The organism is Citrobacter sp. Cm046 (assembly GCF_030333065.1).
Classification (GTDB): domain Bacteria; phylum Pseudomonadota; class Gammaproteobacteria; order Enterobacterales; family Enterobacteriaceae; genus Citrobacter; species Citrobacter murliniae.
Genome location: NZ_JAOWGP010000034.1, coordinates 243,757 through 256,615 on the forward strand (window position 1 = coordinate 243,757; position 12,859 = coordinate 256,615).

The 12,859-nt window shown below is 38.4% G+C and carries 12 protein-coding genes and 4 pseudogenes; 9 read left to right on the plus strand and 7 right to left on the minus strand.

Annotated features, from left to right (window positions below; translation table 11 throughout):
* The first annotated feature begins 127 nt into the window (after positions 1–127).
* The 7 genes and pseudogenes from OGX98_RS05950 to OGX98_RS05980 all read left to right on the plus strand — a co-directional run bounded on the left by OGX98_RS05950 (position 128) and on the right by OGX98_RS05980 (position 5,074).
* Positions 128–973: a DUF6387 family protein gene (locus OGX98_RS05950; protein WP_286594964.1), complete on the plus strand. Its 846-nt coding sequence runs from the start codon at positions 128–130 to the stop codon at positions 971–973.
* A gap of 207 nt (positions 974–1,180) precedes the next feature.
* Complete coding sequence (locus OGX98_RS05955; protein ID WP_286594965.1) at positions 1,181–1,387, plus strand: helix-turn-helix transcriptional regulator; 207 nt, start codon at positions 1,181–1,183, stop codon at positions 1,385–1,387.
* Between the two features lie 422 nt (positions 1,388–1,809).
* Complete coding sequence (locus tag OGX98_RS05960) at positions 1,810–2,106, plus strand: hypothetical protein (RefSeq protein WP_200012058.1); 297 nt, start codon at positions 1,810–1,812, stop codon at positions 2,104–2,106.
* Between the two features lie 101 nt (positions 2,107–2,207).
* Positions 2,208–2,445: pseudogene (locus tag OGX98_RS05965) on the plus strand (H-NS family histone-like protein).
* A gap of 221 nt (positions 2,446–2,666) precedes the next feature.
* Positions 2,667–3,473: a class I SAM-dependent methyltransferase gene (locus OGX98_RS05970; RefSeq protein WP_200012055.1), complete on the plus strand. Its 807-nt coding sequence runs from the start codon at positions 2,667–2,669 to the stop codon at positions 3,471–3,473.
* A gap of 78 nt (positions 3,474–3,551) precedes the next feature.
* Positions 3,552–3,902 carry a DUF6404 family protein gene (locus OGX98_RS05975; RefSeq protein WP_200012052.1) on the plus strand — a complete coding sequence of 117 codons (351 nt, stop codon included), beginning with the start codon at positions 3,552–3,554 and terminating at the stop codon, positions 3,900–3,902.
* A 44-nt stretch (positions 3,903–3,946) separates the two neighbouring features.
* Entirely contained in the window at positions 3,947–5,074 is a 1,128-nt protein-coding gene (locus OGX98_RS05980; RefSeq protein ID WP_200012049.1) for a tetratricopeptide repeat protein, read from the plus strand.
* Positions 5,075–5,627: 553 nt separating this feature from the next.
* Here the strand turns inward: OGX98_RS05980 and OGX98_RS05985 are convergent.
* Together OGX98_RS05985 and OGX98_RS05990 are read right to left on the minus strand one after the other, a co-directional pair.
* A complete protein-coding gene (locus tag OGX98_RS05985; RefSeq protein ID WP_001621674.1) occupies positions 5,628–6,032 on the minus strand; it encodes an H-NS family histone-like protein in 405 nt (134 codons plus the stop codon).
* Positions 6,033–6,192: 160 nt separating this feature from the next.
* Positions 6,193–6,672, minus strand: a complete 480-nt coding sequence (locus OGX98_RS05990) for a DUF4756 family protein (protein WP_286594966.1) — start codon at positions 6,670–6,672, stop codon at positions 6,193–6,195.
* Positions 6,673–6,949: 277 nt separating this feature from the next.
* Here OGX98_RS05990 and OGX98_RS06000 point away from each other — a divergent pair.
* Positions 6,950–7,195: pseudogene (locus OGX98_RS06000) on the plus strand (hypothetical protein).
* 141 nt (positions 7,196–7,336) lie between these two features.
* A complete protein-coding gene (locus OGX98_RS06005; protein ID WP_286594967.1) occupies positions 7,337–8,077 on the plus strand; it encodes a hypothetical protein in 741 nt (246 codons plus the stop codon).
* A 204-nt stretch (positions 8,078–8,281) separates the two neighbouring features.
* Here OGX98_RS06005 and OGX98_RS06010 read toward each other — a convergent pair whose 3' ends face one another.
* The 5 genes and pseudogenes from OGX98_RS06010 to mobQ form a co-directional block, all read right to left on the minus strand.
* Positions 8,282–8,848, minus strand: coding sequence for a DUF8453 domain-containing protein (locus OGX98_RS06010; RefSeq protein WP_286594968.1), 567 nt, complete (start codon positions 8,846–8,848; stop codon positions 8,282–8,284).
* 46 nt (positions 8,849–8,894) lie between these two features.
* Complete coding sequence (locus OGX98_RS06015) at positions 8,895–9,389, minus strand: hypothetical protein (protein WP_200012041.1); 495 nt, start codon at positions 9,387–9,389, stop codon at positions 8,895–8,897.
* A gap of 78 nt (positions 9,390–9,467) precedes the next feature.
* Positions 9,468–10,354, minus strand: a pseudogene (locus OGX98_RS06020) (MobQ family relaxase); the annotation flags it as partial.
* Positions 10,355–10,767: 413 nt separating this feature from the next.
* A complete protein-coding gene (locus OGX98_RS06025) occupies positions 10,768–11,271 on the minus strand; it encodes a hypothetical protein (protein ID WP_286594969.1) in 504 nt (167 codons plus the stop codon).
* Positions 11,272–11,350: 79 nt separating this feature from the next.
* Positions 11,351–12,846 (minus strand): annotated as a pseudogene (mobQ, locus tag OGX98_RS06030) (MobQ family relaxase).
* Positions 12,847–12,859: the final 13 nt, after the last annotated feature.

Below are 12,859 nucleotides of genomic sequence, written 5' to 3' on the forward strand. Positions count from 1 at the left end.
ACTCCGAGCTACATATCAGCATGGGGATCCTGTAGCCCAAACATGTTGCGCTGATGGTTTACTGGACAACCGATTGTTATGTCGGTTAAAACAGCTAAAGAGAGCGTAATGGATTGCTGAAGGATGGATGAAAAGAAGTGAAATCAGAAAAGCACTGGAAGCATGGTTTGATGTCGAGCGCTATGAGGCGATAGAGAAGCTAAGCCTTCAACAGTTTTATGTGGAGATTGAGCGGCGTATCTTGGCCTACAGGATGTTGTTGAGCCGGAATACCATACCGACCCTGAACAGACTTTTGCTGGATGACTACCGCTATAAAATTTTGCGAGGCGAAATCTTTTTCAGTGGTGATACCGCGACCCTTGGACATGAGCTTGCCAGAACCTACTCAGTAAACCCTACGACACGAAGCCACGCGCAATTTTATGCGAAAACGCTGGCATTAACCGAAGCCACTCCCGACCTTTCCGCGTTAAGCGAATCCGAATTTCTGTCAGAGTATCTCAAAGAAACATCGCTGAAAAACCTTGCCCGTATCACTGTCGATATTCATCTGGAAGAGGCATCAACCAAAGAGATCATTGAACATCTGAAAGTGCTAATCCCCCAATGGAAGAGGCAGCTAAAGATGAAAGCTCCTGCGGTACGGGAGTATCGTTTCGGCAAAAGCACGTTCAGAAAAATTATTGAATATCGTCTTATTCCGATGATGGACCTGATTTTCTGGGGTGAGGACAATGGCGTCAAAATCCCGCTTTCACTGATTTCTTCGCTGCTACACGAAGACAGCGACAACGATCGTGATGAAGGAATGCTAAAGGCAACGGACTACCCGCTGGCAATGGCTTTTCTGACAGATACAAGCTATCTAAAATCGCTTGAAGATTACATTATGCAAAACAATCACTTAAAAGACTCATCTGTAGATAAGCATGTTGAGGACGATAAGAAGAAGAAAAAAGCAGCCAAGTAAAAAGGGTTACGTTCGCTGTGAGCGAACGTGATCGCATCCAGCCTTAACGAATCTTTTTCCGTTCACGTCCCTTCGTATTTTTCAAAAAAATCTTTTATGAACGCCCCTAAAACGTCATAAGTGAATTCGCTATTATTGTTCTCGTCGCAACAACATAGAGAAAAACGAAATCTCGTCGAGATTACGTAAAAAAATAGAGGACAGACAATGAAAAATAATATTAAACGATTTATTCGGGTGCCTGAAGTGCTTAATCGGGTAGGATTCAGTCGCACTACCTTATATGAGCGTATTAAGGAAGGGAACTTTCCAGACAGGGTAAAAATAGGTCCAAGGTGCGTAGCTTTTGTCGAGAGTGAGATAGATGAATGGATTGAAACTACTATTCGAAACTTACGTCAGAACGCAGCATAAAACATAAATACCGTTTCCGGGCGAATAGATGTTTTTCGCTCAGGGACTCTTATTATCTTAAACAATAAAAGGGCGATATATGAAAATAGAACTTAATACGACAGAGCAGTTTATTAGTGAAGCCGAATGTTTGTATAACCATTATATGAATAAACGACTACGAAACCAGTCAGTGCATTCATACCATTTTCTGAAAAATAAGGAGGATATGAACGAAGTGATTGAAAATATTATCGAGAAAACAAAGGTCTTTTTTTATGGGGCCGAAGGTGAACAAAAATCGGAACGGATCTCCGGGAGTGTTAACTATGTGAAAGTAAAACAGCATCTTCGTCGGCTTTGCATTATCTATAAGTGTATATATCGTTGATAGTGCTATAAACATTTGACTATTTTAATATTAAACTAAAGAGGAAATAAAAATGAATACATTTAAGAATAAATCTACTGAAATCTTTTATGTTGTGTCCTTGCATATCTATGCGGAGCTTTTTAGCTCAAAGGATAAAACGACCAGTAATATGATTATGACACATGTAATGGATCATGAGTTTGTCTGTAAACTAATCGATCTGGCGATAAGAAATGCTGAGAAGCATCTTCTGAAAAAAGCATGGAAAAAGAACGCTGCTGGAAAACTGGCTGAAGTGGATTTTAAAGGGGTTAAGCAGGCATTAGCAAAAATGCATTACACCGTTCTGGCGGAGTCAATATGTTGATGTGTTCTGACGTCTATCTGCCCCTTCATGGGACTGATAAAAAATCTGATATGAAGGCTAAAAACTGACAGTGAAAATATACTCTACACATGGAGCCAAAAATGATTGATGAATTTCATGTGATGTATATGTATAAAAAAAATCCTAGCAGAAGCCGCAACTACCGACATCAAAATATTGGAACAGCTTCTAAAGAAGTTCCGTCAAGTTGTTGGTGAGCGCCGGGAAGAATACTATCAGGAAATTGGTGAGAAAAAATCACATAAGTTGAAAATGAAAAGATTAGAAAAGTTGATTACGAAAATGGTGTGTGACCGGATTTCACCAGAAGACCTCTGATAACGACAAGATTCTGGAGGAAATTGTATCGGGAATATGCTGCGCTTACGATGAAACTGTCAGAGTAAATCTTTCACATATGCTTCTTTTTGAGATTATTTATAGAAGTAGTGATTGACACACAAGTCTCCTATCGTGAAAATGATAATCATTACCATTTGTGTTATTGGCAGGTTGTGTAATTGTTATGAGGTGTTAACTTTGACAGGGGATTGAAACAGATGAATAAGTTACTATTTGATGACATAGTCTCTGATACTTTGCTTATTCCTTTATGGATGAGGGCCGAAGAGAGTCGTAGACCGGATCGTCTCTTTGAAGATAAGGAAGCTGAAGAACTGGTGAAATTATTGTCTGTTGATTTTTCGAAATTTGAGAATAAGAAACTCACCAGAGTAGGCACTGCAATCCGTGTTCACCTGTTTGACCGTTGGGCGCAAAGAACCTTACGCAGGAAAAAACCAGTTCTGGTTCATGTAGGATGTGGTCTGGATAACCGGTTTAGCCGTGTTGATAATGGTGAAGGGATACATATCAATATTGATTTGCCAGAAGTAATTTCATTTAGAAATAAATTAAATGCAAATAATAATGAACGTAACATATTTATGGTCGGATCAATTCTGGAAACAGAGTGGATGGATTCCTTACTAGACAAATACCCTGAAGGTTCATTTTCTTTCTTAATAGAAGGTGTTCTTGTCTATTTTACCGAGCAACAGGTTAAGCAGCTATTTATTGAACTGATCAAGCGTTTCCGGGGAGCAAGCATCTGCTTCGATGGTTACTCGAATCGACTGGTGAAAAAATCAGACAAGCACGAAACAGTAGGACAGATGAAGGCGCGTTTTAAATGGGGTATTGATGATATAAAACAGCTTGAAAGCTGGAGTCCCCATTTAAAGCATGTCTCGACAGATTATATGATGAAACTTCATCCGAGAAAGTGGGGAAGGTATTCGCTGGTTCGCTTGATTCCGGGCATGGCGAAATGTGCTTTTGTCTCTGTTTTCCGTATAACGCCCTGAATCTGTCTCGTGTGATCAGGTGTTTTTGATAAATTTGTCGGGCGGACGCATTCATATGTTCTAATTATGGAAAAACACATGAATTTTGATGAGAAAAAGGAACGCGCCATTGCCATCATGGAAAGCAAGAAAATGTGGCGTAGTAACTATGCGCCTCTTTTGCTACGCCTCGCATGGAAAGCTGGTCTTAAGATCCCACCGTTACCTTTTGCCTCGTTCTGGCAAATTACCCTGCTAATGGGAGGATGGTTCGGTTCGGTATGGGGGATTTTTATGTGGTTTTTTATATGGAGGAGTACGGGGATGCAACCGGGCATAGCATTGGTCTTAAGCATAATCGCAGGTATTTGCTTTGGTATTTTTATGGCTGGGTATTATAGTCATCAAAAGGTAGCCAACAATCTGCCAGACTGGAACAGTCTAGGGTAAACATCTCATTAAAACTATAATGTGTTTAAATGGACAGGGACAGAATGGGAAAAATAAAATATTGGTTAATAGCGGGATTTATTATACTTCTTGTAGTGGTTTATACTGCTATCAGTGACAGGGATTCTACGTTTTCTAGGTTGAAATCAGCAGGTGAAAACGGAGATGTAGAAGCTCAGTATGCTTTGGGTCTCATGTATTTGTATGGAGAAATACTGGATGTCGATTATCAGCAGGCAAAGATTTGGTATGAAAAAGCCGCTGCCCAAAATGATCCGCGTGCGGAGGTTAAACTCGGTGTTATGTATGCAAATGGTCTCGGGGTAAATCAGGATTATCAACAGGCCAAATCTTGGTATGAAAAAGCATCGGTTCAAAATGATGTTGATGCGCAATTTTTGCTTGGAGATATGTATGACGATGGTCTCGGGGTAGGCCAAGACTACCAACAGGCAAAGATGTGGTATGAAAAAGCTGCTGCTCAAAATGATGAGCGTGCTCAGGTCAATCTCGCTGTTCTATACGCAAAGGGTAACGGGGTAGAACAGGATTATCGTCAGGCCAAAAGCTGGTATGAAAAGGCTGCAGCTCAAAATAGCCCTGATGCGCAGTTCGCTCTTGGAATTCTGTATGCCAATGCTAATGGTGTAGAGCAGGACTACCAGCAGGCAAAAGACTGGTATGAGAAAGCAGCAGAACAAAATTTCGCCAATGCTCAGTTTAATCTTGGTATGCTCTATTACAAAGGTGAGGGAGTTAATCAAAACTTTCAGCAAGCCAGAGAATGGCTTGAAAAAGCCGCGTCTCAAAATCAGCTGAATGCTCAATATAATTTAGGTCAGATCTATTACTACGGTCAGGGCGTAACTCAGAGCTATCGAAAGGCGAAGGAATGGTTCGAAAAAGCAGCTGGGGAAGGTCATGTCGATGCCCAGTATAACCTTGGCGTAATATACGAAAATGGTGAAGGGGTTAGGCAGGATTTTCATCAGGCGAGAGCTTGGTATGAAAAGGCTGCTGCTCAAAACGATGCGCAGGCACAGTTCGATCTTGGTGTGATGAATGAACGGGGTGAAGGGGGAGGTATCAACACAGAGCAAGCAAGAACTTGGTTCGGGCTGGCATGCAAGAATGGGCATAAGGAAGGTTGCGAACGTTATGAAAATAACTGAAATGGTTTTTTAGGGGATTTTTTGTCATAACTAAATTTAATTTTAGCATTATAATTTATTTTGATTCTTTTTTGATATGCAAAAATATAGTGTGAGGAGAGGGGCGATAAATAATATACTAAACATTAATACGAATAAGAATAAATTCCTTGATGAGCCAGTGTCACTAAAAAATCTATCCCAAGATTTCTTTGACATTATCTTTTGCGCTGATATTTCTAAAGCATAATATGCAAACGGGTATGCTACAGCACCAATCGCAAGGTATGCTGCAACATAAGGCATATAAGGAACATAAGAATGATATATTTGCCCATTAGACAAATCAGTCAGGATGTTGTAAACCAAGTATCCGCAACCGACTAAACTCCATAAACAATGTCTGAGGTAGTATCTAAACGTCACATTCTTAACCTTAGTAGCGTGAAACAGTAAATGCTGATCCACATTACGATACCGTTCTAATAAAAGGTTTTTCAGTGGAAGCGTCTAAGGTAGAGCGTAAGACGCTTGGGTTTAAAACCGCCAAATTAGGTTGACGGTTTTATTGTGATCAGAGCGCGAAGTCTTCCAGTGTTTTACCAGCTTCGATAGCAGCAGCTATTGCTTTAGGAGTGCGGCCCTGACCCGTCCAAGTCTGCTCATTGCCGTTTTCATCTGTATATTTGTATTTAGCTGGTCGAGGAGTGCGAGTTGATTTTGCTTTAGGCTGAGATGAGCCAACAGCAGCAAGGAGTTCAGCCGGGTCAATACCATCTTCTAACAGTTTCTGACGGAAGGCTTCAAGTTTAGCCTGACGTTCTTCTTGTTCTTTACGGACGGCACTTTCTTCCTCACGACGATCTTCAACGACAGCAGAGAGCTTTTCCAGCATCTCTTCCAGAGTTGCCAGATCTGTTTCACGAGCATGTGCGCGAAGTGTACGAATATTGTTTAGTGCCTTGAGAGCTTCACTCATAGTATGTTATCCGGTGTTTTAAAAGGGGCGTTTAATAAAAATAGTGTATGCGGTGTTGTTGAACAGTCAAAAAATACCAACCAGTCAATAATATAGTAAATATTGTCGGTTAAGCAATCTTAAAAAATCCTATTTGACATGGATAACATAAGATAGTTCTTTAAAGAGACATTTTTTTGCGCTTTTGGCTTGATGGTTCGAACTCTGACGAGATGTGAGAGAGTTGCTCAAGACTCTGTTCAATAGAACGCTGAAACTCCAGAGCGACTCCTGTACGCTGTTTTATGACTAAGGCAAATATTTCATCATCACTTTTTTCTGAAAGTGCTTTACGATATAATGAACGTTCGTTAAATAGATCAAAATTACCTGATGATTTTGCTGATGTGTTAGCTTTTGAACTACTGATAGGATTTAATTCATCAATAAAACATTCAATAAAGGATTCTCTCTTTTTATCCATTCTGCGAAGTTCAGTATGTTCAGACTTAAATTTCTGAACTTTGCTCCATGGAATATCATCAGAACGTAGCCTACGGTATTCATTCCTGTATTCTTCTATCGAAATATGATTTTTTAGTTCTTTGATTGTATATAAATACTGGATTAAATCACTGTTGTCTGTTTTTACTTTTCTCATAAAAATACCTCGTTAACAAATAGTGGATATATTTATATTACGAGATATGGTGTAAGTGTCAAATGGTGTAATATATAGGAAAAAGTTTTATATGTTTTCTTCTTCATCAAACTCATCTTCTTGAGAATAATCATCAAATATGTTGCCTTCTGAAACAGAGTCCCAATCAATATCTTCATCGGGCGTAGAAAGCAAAGGTTTATCATCTTTTTTATTGATTGTTTTCTTTTCGTTTTAAAACCAGTAATGGCTGGAAAGCTAACTAAAAGGATGCTGGATCGTTAAATGCCCTGTTGCTCTGTGGAAAAACAGAGTAGGGGCATGTTTACTCAGGTTGTTTAGCAACAGTTTTATATGATGCCTACCCCAAATGGTATGCCTTCGTAATCTTTTGAGACGTATTTTCTCATTGGCATGTCTACGGGGTATAGAAGAAGCTTATATCAGTCTGCCGATAATGGCTATAGTAGAAATTATTGCTGGCAAAGCTATTTGCTCTGATAACATTTCATTCAGTCAGTGAATTATTTTAGCTGGCGTATTGCATATAAGGTATGACTGCTCTAAGACGGTAGGTTGTTATATGTACGTAAAAGTAATTGATTTGACTAAGTGAGTTATTTTAATATGCATTAATCCAGAATCGATAAGGCATCAAAAAATAATGAACGTCATAGATATTGTAAAAGATTCATGGTTATTCGATGAGCATTTCAAGGGGATCACTGGGCCGCTAATCGTAGCCATTTCTTTCTGGTCAGTAAGATCTATAAGACGACTTTTTTTTCCATTCTTTTGGATCTTCAGGAACAATCTTTCATCCGGTTTTTTAAAACTATCGGTAGATGATAAAATTGATGCCTTAAAAATAATAGGTGAATATAGAGAGAGTGATGAAGAATATAATGTTTTAATTAAAGAGTTAAAGCTAAAACAATATGGTCTGTTTTATCCTCTACCAATACTACAAGCGTTATTCAGTTATATTCATGATAATAATATTCGTATGAATAGCACGGGTTTTTTGTCCTTTTTAGATTGCAATCAGATTTTTGATTACGATAGAGATAAAATGCCAACACATTCATCAAAAAAAATAATTCTTCATTTGATTGCTTATGCCGTATTTATGGTTTTTCTAATCTACTATATCTTGGGCGTATTTAAGTTAATTGGTTCACTATATCATGCGTCTGAAAATTTTATTAATATAATAACATTATTAGCAATGCTTGCTATTGTTATTATAATATTTAGAATCATTTATATTATTTTTGAGAATTCAATATCTTTTATTTGGGCTATTAATTTTTCGAAAAAACTTCGGAAGTATTCATGTTCAATGAAAAGAAAAAAATTACTAGAAAAATATAAAGTAACACCTGAATGTTTTGAGAGGAAATAGTTAACTTATTGTATTGGTTTTTGATGTTGCAAGAATTCTTAACAGAAGATCTCAGTTCATTGACGTTTAAGATGGAAAAATTTAAAGATGGTGTTATATGTCAGAGGGGGACGTCTAAATAGGATTGATGATAGGAGATGGGGAGCGATTATTCGTTCCTCATCTTAGTTTGAGAGTATTATACCAATGTATTAAATAAGGCATTTATTTATTAAACGCGTTTAGAAATTTCTCTTGAATTTCCCTTGTTTTTTTAAATTCTTCGACAATTGGATTTTTCTCGCCTTCACTTTGCATGAAAGGGCTTAAGTCTATATTGTTTTTTTCAACAACTTCTTTATTCATATAACTGTACGTTGCGGTTATTGTAAATTGTTGTGGTAAAGGATTTTTCGATTCGCCAAAAATAACCCAACCTTGACCAAGGGCGAAGAATAACTCTTGATTGGGCGCTAAGCTGTCAATAGTTGATGTAAAAACACTTGTTTCTTTAAGGTTTTTAGTTGGCTCATCGAATTGATAAAAATCCTTATCTAATTCTAATTTTACATTCAAGGCTGGTGTCTTACCGCTATTATAAATTTTCAGGTATAGGAATTGCGAGTGAGGTCTTACCATTGGCTGGATTATTATATAAGGACGAGACATTGACTCGGTTTGCTCATTCATTATCTGAGCTGTTCGTTCGCTTATTCTCGACATCTTGTATGTCAAAAAGGCATAAATTCCTGTAATGATAACAAGAATTGCTGTAAGTATTTCCATTGTCATGGTTAACTCCTAAGTATAATGATTCATACCAGTAAGGTATAATATTTTAACTATTATTGCATTCTTTTCTGTTGAATAGTTGATTATATCCAAGTTCCATTTCTTCAATAAAATCTTCACTAAATGTTGGAAATCCATGTATAATAGGTTCTTTATCTCGAATTTTAAATAACTTATAAAGATAGCTACTTTCTTTGTGTGAGATATGTATGACAGGGAATGGCCTATTTTTTATAATGTTATTATTTAGTTCTTTATCATCAATAATGTTATATTGATCCCCTGTTATATCAACTACAATGTTATCTATCTCAAGCCAGTAATGAGTTATTTGGCTATTTTTCCCGGTAGCTGCGCTAACTCCTTTTATCACAAGTTCAGGCCATAGTGTAAGGAAATGGTAAGAAAGAAGCATTGATGTAAGCTTACAACTCATAACAGGAAAACAGTCTATAACAAGACTGGTGTTCTTTTTATCACAACTTTCAATTAATCTACGAAACTTAACTGCTTCTTCTTTTATTTCGTTGATAGTTGGCAAGATAAACTCCCTAATCACATGATTTGCTGAACTTTTAATATATACAATACTAAGATCATTAAAAAGTATGCTCTATATTTAATGTCTTTTATGGCTCGGTGGACTCAGTTTTGGCGCGCTTCCTTGCCTAATGTGTTCTGGTGGCATTGAAGGTGTGAGATCTATGCTTTTATTAACTTCCGGCTGTTCCTGATTAGGACGGCTTGGGAAACGCTTGATCTTATCAGGTGTTAATTTATAGTCACCATTGTTAAATTTGGTACGTTTTTCAAACTCCGAGCGTGGAACATTGACACCCAGCACTTCATCATAGACATAGTTCTCTGAGATACGCTTATCATGGTCAGCATCAGTGGTATCGGGTTTCCTTTTGGCCCATATAAATTTCTCTCTTATATATCCTACTATCAGTAGCGTGAAACGTTTAAACAAACCGCTCTGGCGGGGCTTGGTCTGTTTCCTACTCCTCACTGGAGCACGGTTCATCGCTCTGGTGTTTTGAAGAGATGGGGTTTTCAATTGAGTGGATGTATTTGGTTCAGGGGCAACCAGAACAGGGGATTTCTTCCCTGAAACATTTACTTTACTGACCTTATTAGGATTACGGTAAGATTTTGCTGCTGGTCTTCTGCTTATGGATGGTGTCGCCATAGCAGGTTGCTGTTCTACTGTTGCCGGGTAGTCTGGAAGAACAATCTCTTCGGGTTCAGCAAGATGTGTAATCGTAAAGCTTCTGACATCAACCACGATCTCCAGTGGTAGCTCACTGAATGTGGTGTAGACCTTCTTGGCCTCTCAATTTGAAGATTGCGTAGGGCTTGTTCAGCAGCACGCTGTTGCTGTGCTTCCTTGGCACGATGAACACGTTGCATTGCTGGACGGTTTGTTTCTGTTGCCTTGGCAAGCCAGAATGCTTTCTCTTCAGCGCTGAATGCTTTTTCTGCTTGGGTCAGAGCATCAACACAAATTAACGATCACTTTCAGGTATTCACTTCCGCATCTTGAGGTTTATTGGATTATGAGTGGAGTAAAAGGAAATAACTCTATTGATAAATGCAAAAACAAAAATTTGGGGGTCTCTGCAGATTTTTATACAATTATTGACAAGGAGTATCAAACTTGATACTTGATTATTTAAATATTAGAAATTGGTGATGTGTGTGTTTTTTTTCGGAGGTTACAGTGGTACATTTTTTATCTTATTTATATCAAAAAAGAAGAAAGCATCTTTACTTTCTAGTTGCTATGCTTTCTTTGAATGTTTTAGCTGTAAGTCAAAGGGAATATGTTGTTAACCTAATATAGTTTTTTATTACGTTATTTGGGGGTGGTATCCTTAGCGCTGACATGTATAGCGATAAGGATACTGAGGAATGAGTTATTTTTTATATTTTGATATATGCATTTCCCATGCATCAGCACAACTTATAGAGAATCGAATGGATGCGGAAACAGCAAAAAAGTTGGTGGCTAAAAATCCTTTATAATCTCGCATATAGTTTTCAAAAAAATTAATTTCTGCGTTGCCTGTGTTAGTAACAAGATATGCAGATTTTATAGCCGCTAAACCATACAAGACACAATCGGAGCTATACTTCAATTCGTCTTTATAATCCTTGTATGTGTAAATAGTTAACATGCACCCCAAAATTATCGGCAGAAGAAAGAGTATTTGAATATAATAAATCAAAACACCACGACCTGCTAAATTAGATATGAATGCTATCGTTGTTAATATGACGATTTTTCTGAATATTAATCCTTTTTTTAATGGATGTGTTTTGAATAGAAGTATAAATTCCCCTTTTGAAAAAAGAAATAGCCTCCATGTTAACGAACAAATCTCTCCGTGCACTTTAAATATTGTATCTCTAAGGGGCATTTTATAACCTCATATGATGTAGTGAAATTTATAGTACGAAAAAATATCATGGTTTCAGGTCATAGCCTATATGTTATTATTACTTAGTAAGATTCCTCTGTCGTCTCAACTTAGGAGCACCTGCTTTGTGGATTTGTGATAGGGAAGGAAGGGGGTTCTCAAGATGATGCTGTTCTTTTTTTGGACGACTAGGGAAACGAACGGTTTCGCTACCATCTGATCCTTTGCCAGAGAATCCAGATTGTGTTGGTTTTTGACCACTGTTAAATTTGGCGCGTTTTTCAAACTCTGAGCGTGGAACATTGATACCCAGTACTTCATCATAGATATAGTTTTCTGCGATACGCTTGTCATGGTCAGCATCAGTGGTCTCTGGTTTCCTTCTGGCCCATACAAATCTCTCTTTGAAGAAGTCCACCACAAGTAAGGTAAATCGCTTAAACAGAGCATTTTGACGTGCCTTGACCTTCCTCTTTCTGGATCTAACAGGAGCACGGTTTATCGCTCTGAGGTTTTGAAGAGATGGGGTTTTCAATTTAGTGGATGCATTTGGTTCAGGAGCAACCAGAACAGGGGATTTCTTCCCTGCGGCACTAACTTTGCTGATCTTATTAGGATCACGATAAGATTTTACTGCTGGCCTTCTGTATGGTGCCGGTGCCGTCATAACCGGCGACTGTTTTTCTGTTACCGGGTAGTCATGAAGAATGATTTCTTCGGATTCAGCAAGATGTGTAATCGTAAAACTTCTGACATCAACGACGATCTCCAGTGGTAGCTCACTGAATGTGTTGTAGACCTTCTTCGCTTCCTCTATTTGCTGATCACGTTGAGCTTGTTCGGCAGCTCGTTGTTCCTGTGACTCGGAGTCATTCCACTTGGCACGATGAACACGCTGCATTGTCGGACGGTTAGTTTCTGTTGCCTTGGCAAGCCAGAATGCTTTTTCTTCTGAGCTGAATGCTTCTTCTGCTTGGGCAAGGGCATCAGCACATTGAGTTTTGAGAGAACGATGATCGATACGTTCTTCGCTTCCAGCAGCTTCAAGGTAGCTGTTTGAAATGGTGGCCCACGACTCACGCCACTGAACAACCATCTTCTTGTCATTCCAGCCCCTGTCTTTTTTACCAAAACCAGCAGCGGTGATAGTTTTCAGGGTCAACATAACATGTGCATGCGGGTTTTTACTCTCCAGATCATGAAATGCGATATCAGCAATCATTCCCTTATCAATAAAGTTCATCTGGCAGTATTCGGCAACTAATTTTTCTTGTCGTCATTGTTTAGTTCTACAGGAATAGCGACATCAAAATAACGGGCTGTTTGACCATTGTTCTGGCGTTCCACTCTCTCAACTTCATTCCATAGTGCTGATGAGCTTTCGATAATATGAGAAGTAGCGGAAACAGGGGCTAATATAATATGACCATGTAGATCTGTTCTGTGGCTGAAATCGAAAACCTGTCCAATGCGATCATCTGTAATACGTGTACGGGCATGGTAGGCAGCTTTCGCAACGGAAGTCATGCCTTCGCTTCGTTTCACAATTTTAAAATCCAGATGAAAAATCGCCATTACAAATATAACC

What these genes read in the sequence shown, in the direction of transcription:
- OGX98_RS05950 (WP_286594964.1), top strand. Translation starts at nt 128, where the DNA reads ATGAAAAGAAGTGAAATCAGAAAAGCACTGGAAGCATGGTTTGATGTC.
- OGX98_RS05955 (WP_286594965.1), top strand. Translation starts at nt 1,181, where the DNA reads ATGAAAAATAATATTAAACGATTTATTCGGGTGCCTGAAGTGCTTAAT.
- OGX98_RS05960 (WP_200012058.1), top strand. Translation starts at nt 1,810, where the DNA reads ATGAATACATTTAAGAATAAATCTACTGAAATCTTTTATGTTGTGTCC.
- OGX98_RS05970 (WP_200012055.1), top strand. Translation starts at nt 2,667, where the DNA reads ATGAATAAGTTACTATTTGATGACATAGTCTCTGATACTTTGCTTATT.
- OGX98_RS05975 (WP_200012052.1), top strand. Translation starts at nt 3,552, where the DNA reads ATGAATTTTGATGAGAAAAAGGAACGCGCCATTGCCATCATGGAAAGC.
- OGX98_RS05980 (WP_200012049.1), top strand. Translation starts at nt 3,947, where the DNA reads ATGGGAAAAATAAAATATTGGTTAATAGCGGGATTTATTATACTTCTT.
- OGX98_RS05985 (WP_001621674.1), bottom strand. Translation starts at nt 6,032, where the DNA reads ATGAGTGAAGCTCTCAAGGCACTAAACAATATTCGTACACTTCGCGCA.
- OGX98_RS05990 (WP_286594966.1), bottom strand. Translation starts at nt 6,672, where the DNA reads ATGAGAAAAGTAAAAACAGACAACAGTGATTTAATCCAGTATTTATAT.
- OGX98_RS06005 (WP_286594967.1), top strand. Translation starts at nt 7,337, where the DNA reads ATGAACGTCATAGATATTGTAAAAGATTCATGGTTATTCGATGAGCAT.
- OGX98_RS06010 (WP_286594968.1), bottom strand. Translation starts at nt 8,848, where the DNA reads ATGACAATGGAAATACTTACAGCAATTCTTGTTATCATTACAGGAATT.
- OGX98_RS06025 (WP_286594969.1), bottom strand. Translation starts at nt 11,271, where the DNA reads ATGCCCCTTAGAGATACAATATTTAAAGTGCACGGAGAGATTTGTTCG.